At 52.8% G+C, this 4,513-nt stretch carries 2 protein-coding genes and 1 pseudogene; all 3 read right to left on the bottom strand.

Going from position 1 to position 4,513, the window contains the following annotated elements:
* Window positions 1–343: 343 nt before the first annotated feature.
* Complete coding sequence (locus tag CG471_RS29050) at window positions 344–898, bottom strand: hypothetical protein (protein ID WP_137405283.1); 555 nt, start codon at window positions 896–898, stop codon at window positions 344–346.
* Window positions 888–2,807: a hypothetical protein gene (locus CG471_RS30430; RefSeq protein WP_143560313.1), complete on the bottom strand. Its 1,920-nt coding sequence runs from the start codon at window positions 2,805–2,807 to the stop codon at window positions 888–890. The genes CG471_RS29050 and CG471_RS30430 overlap by 11 nt, the downstream gene beginning before the upstream one ends.
* Window positions 2,804–4,513: pseudogene (locus CG471_RS30905) on the bottom strand (hypothetical protein); the annotation flags it as partial. The pseudogene CG471_RS30905 and the gene CG471_RS30430, both read right to left, overlap by 4 nt.

The raw sequence follows: 4,513 nt of genomic DNA on the forward strand, positions 1-4,513 counted from the left end.
AAACGGCCAGTTACAGGCAAAATGTTGTTAGCACATCCGGTTTTGCCCCCAAACCCACGCCTAGCAAAATCAAATACTTACCAGCTCGCGTTCCCTGCGTGTTCCGCCGGCACTGTTCAACTTGGGCTTGGTTCTCCGCGAAGATCAGATGCAGTCTCAAACTTTCTGTCACATTTACACCGCGTAGAACTTACCTGTATGATAGCCGAGAAGCAGGACCTTCTGCGGAAGGCAGGATCTGCGCGGAGCTTTCCCGTCCGCGCAGCGCTGATCCTGCCCGAGCCTGACACTCAATAGGAGGCATGGACCCGGCGCTCAGCGCCGGGCTCCCTCACCTGGGAAATTAGCCCGACGTCTCAGGTCCGCCTTGAGTTGGCCGGATCGGGACGATGTTTCCGCCCAACTTGTTGACCTGCTCCGTTAGCGCTTCGATTGTCTCGTGTGCCCGGCGTAGTGCAAGTGTCGCCCCGAACAACTGATTGACGAGTGTTTCGATCACCTGATCTGCGTTGTACCCGACATGCTCCCGCCTAGAGCGCCATGGCACCGCAGTCTTCATGTCCACCCAGGCCAACTGGATTTCCTCAGGCATCTTGTGGAATGCAGCGTAGTCAATCCGAGCGGTGTTCCAGAGTAGCTCATCAGTAAGGTCCAGTGAGGGGTCCTCGACCTTTCGAGCGCCAAGGGCTTTAATAGCTTCCGCAGCCGCAGCTTCCTTGGCCAGCCGCCACGTGATCATGGGTTCCTCACAGCGATACAGGGTGGCTCTTGACACCCCAGCTTCCAAAACAAGATTGGCATCGAGCAAATCACAATTCGGCGCGCGAAGCGGATCGCCGTCAAGGATGCGCTGCACAGCGGCGCGGACAGCTTCCGAGTTCGCACTTTTAACAGGCATGCTCTGCCCTGCTCAGTGATGAGCGGTACTTTGCTATCACCACGTCAAGTGCGGTCCGTTGGTTCTTGGATAGCTTAGGCCTTTTTCTGAGGCTTTGCGCATGCTCGAGGCTGGACTGAAACGCCGCCCGATGCTTACCCCAGAAGCAGCTGTTTGGGCACTTCTCCCAATCGCATTGGGCGAAGTAGGGCTTGTCTCGACCTTTCAAACCCGGTCGATGAAGGCAAAGTGCGGTCGCTCTATCGAAATAGCAGTCGTTCAAGAGCCCGGGGTAGATTTCACGCGTAGCGTTCTTGAGCATTCCAAGGAGACGCTTCTCGTCCACAACCTGGCCAGGGAGGTCGCCGAGCTTTGCGGCAACCGCTCTGAACTCGTCTGCGAGTTCCTTCCCTTTGGGGCCGCCCAAGGTTCCACCGTTTCTGACGTGAGCATACATCTCAACAATATCGCGCGTTTTGCCGATCTGACGTGCGACCTCAATCTCGTCGCGAAATCCCGCCTTCCAAGAGCCTGCATAGCCCTGGAAGGTAGTCTCTTGGACATGGCCAAACTGCCGTTTGCCTGCAACTACGCCAAACGGCTCAGTTGCGATGTACCAAGCAATCGTGCGCCGGAAATTGCGGCTAATCCAGTTCCATGGGCGGCCGTAGTCGTGCACCGGGATCAAATAGTTGCGGGCAATGTGCTCACGCTCTTTCTTGGTTTTCGCTCTAGCGATCGCATCACTTGCCAACAGAGTCGCGTGCTTCTCGAATGCTCGCAGCCACTGATTAATCTGGATCGTGATCGCCGCAACACTCGTCCGAACGTTAGAGTACCTTCGAAAAAGCAGGTCCGAGTCCGGCCATTCGAAGAACCGTGGCTCTAACTCCCGCATCAAGTCGGATATTTTCTCGACGCGTTCTAAAGCGCGATGCACCTCTGGTAAAACCACCCACTCCTCGATCACGCCTCTGACGTGCTGACGCTTAAAGGCCATCGAGACAATCGAATGCCGATACGGATTGCCCTCTTCATCCCGCTTCACTCGCGCAGAACCGCGCCTGATCGCCTGCACTTCGCAATCCCTCATCCCGGATAAGTAGGCAGTGACTATGTAAGCTGCTGTCACAAATAGATGTATCTGCTCATACCGAAAGCGATCTCTATGTTTGTCCGAACGCCAACTGACATTTGTACCGGGGATGCAGGCGCAGCCTGCCGTTGGACGGATAACAGATGCTCGATCTCCTCGGGCAATACGCAAAACATCTTCGAAAGCGACATCGACATAAAGCAGGGCCCATCTGAGCATCGGATCCATGATCGATCGCGGCACGCGGTTTGTCGTGTTAACGAAGGTCTGCTCTCTTTTGCCAAGCACTTCGTTCGCTTCGCGATCTCTCCAAGGCCCCTCTGCAGGCATATCTACGTCGAGATAATCCCGATATATGTGAAGGCGCTTCGGAACTGAGGAGGCCCTCACTCTGCTGGGGTGCGATTGGCCCCGAAAGAGAGCCATCCACGCGTCGTTATCTGAATCCCTGATGTTAGCGAGGCCAACGCCCCTGTTCTTCATAAAACGAAGGTATCTCAACAGTCGCTTCGCCTCTCGGCGAACTCTAGCCGGCGGAACTGCGGCGAGATTAGTCGCCACGCAACTATGATCAAAATTCATGCATAACCATGAATAGGCCCATATTAATTCAGCATATTCAATAGGATAGTCCTCGAATCTCACTTTCCGGTCATGGGTTGGAACATTTGTCCTCGCGATCCCTGGAGTAAGATCCCACTCTTTGTCACCCTTGATGCTGAGCTGATCGGCAGGCTCCCCTGGGTCCAGATAGTTTTTCGGGATGACGGGAAGAGACGGATCGATTTTGAGACCTAGCTTCGCCGCAGCCACCTCTGTCACGCCATCAGTCATGCCGAAAGTCCAATCACCGCCGGAATGAATAGTTCAGGGTCGTCGTCGAGACTGTCTCCTTGAATAATCTTCGAAGCTCCAGAAATCTGCGCCTCGCTAAACCTGGGAAGTATCTGTTTGGTCAAGCGATACCAATCCTCCGCATAGAGCGCTGCCCACTCTTCGTCGCCGACCTCAGTTCGCCGATCGGATAAAATACCTTTAAAGCGCAATAGATTGGGGAGCTTGCGGGCGGTGAATACGCTGTTGGGGCAGTGCAAGCACTCGGTGAATGGCGTAGGGCAATCCTCTCCCTTGGCGCCATATGGACTTGCAGAGAAGTCCAAGCAGCCGGCTAGCCAGACATCCTCTTCACCATCAATGACAGCGAGACAGGTGGCCACGCTGAAGCCTGTTGCTTGACTTAGCTGTTCAGCCTCCGATTCCCTATTCGATAGATCTGGCAGAACGCGATGGTCACAATCCGACAAAGCGCGCCTAAAAGCACTGGCGACAGCTTCGTCGTGCATCTCAGCAAGCGCTGGAAGATTTGCATAGTGGTCCCGGGCAACGTTTTTACTATTGTCGTCAGCGATAGCGTTGACATCGCCGCCACTTCTCAAATATTTTACCGCTTTGACTGTCTTACGGAATCTTGATGGCTGGATCGCATCTAGAACGTCGCCATTATCATTGGTAATTTTGTTGCGATCACAAAACGCTACCCAAGGATGGCTCTTAGTATCGAAAAAATCGCAAGCGTGTACTCCAGAACCTCTGAAAACACCCAGCCATAATTTTCTTGCATCTTGATGTCCGTGCTTCGAAAGTATTTGGCTTGCTAGATCTGTTATCTCCAAAACAGCTCTGATCAATCCGCCCGGGGTTTCCAAGCTTCCATCCTTGACAGTGCGTGATAGGAGTTTCTTAGAATTTCTGTTCTTTCTGTAGAATATATCTATCGTACCACCTTCTGAGTTCCTCAGGCATTCACGATCCAGCTCTTTCAATGAACCCAAGTCTATGTCGCACATGAGGGCCAGCTTAAACAGGAAGCTCGTCAGCTGGTGAGTGGTGGGGACAAAAGACGCTACAAGCTTTTCAATGCTCTTGCGGTTCTCAATGGACGTCGGCGACGGAGCAACGCTGCCTAACTGCCGCCGCCTTGAGATTTGGAATGCAGCAAAAAGAGAGACTGCCCATTGTACCAAACCACCATATCTAGCATGGGTCGTGATCGTCCGTTTGTGCACGAGTTTCCCGAGTCCAAGGCGCGGATCTTCCCACTCTTCCAGAAATTTAGCTGTCGAAGCTTCATCTCCGAGTTGTAGGGCTTGCTCTCCCAGAACGGCGGCCTCAAGGTATTCGATCTTGCGGATCAGCATTTTCGAATGGGCCCTGTTCGGATGCCCGGGGAATCTTCTAGCTAAGGCGGCTATCAGCTTGATTAGTTCTTCTAACGTCTCGTGACTGTCCGCAACATTGCGGAGATTGCCAATGCCAATCGGAATGATCCCATAGTCGTCATCTTTCCATAAGCAGACATCCCACATATGGAAGTGCAACGTATCGAATTTCGAACGCGGCAATCCGTTGTAAAGCCAAGACCTCAGAACGTGAACTCGCAATTTAATTTGAATAATCAGATCTACGGGGTTTTTTCTATTAAGTTCAATAATTTTAACGGGTTTAGATAAATATATGAGCGATTTTTCGATAGAACGACC

It is taken from the genome of Sphingobium sp. IP1 (assembly GCF_002708645.1).
Taxonomy (GTDB): domain Bacteria; phylum Pseudomonadota; class Alphaproteobacteria; order Sphingomonadales; family Sphingomonadaceae; genus Sphingobium; species Sphingobium yanoikuyae.

Excerpts from the sequence above, each read along its gene's own strand:
- CG471_RS29050 (WP_137405283.1), bottom strand. The coding sequence starts at position 898 with ATGCCTGTTAAAAGTGCGAACTCGGAAGCTGTCCGCGCCGCTGTGCAG.
- CG471_RS30430 (WP_143560313.1), bottom strand. The coding sequence starts at position 2,807 with ATGACTGATGGCGTGACAGAGGTGGCTGCGGCGAAGCTAGGTCTCAAA.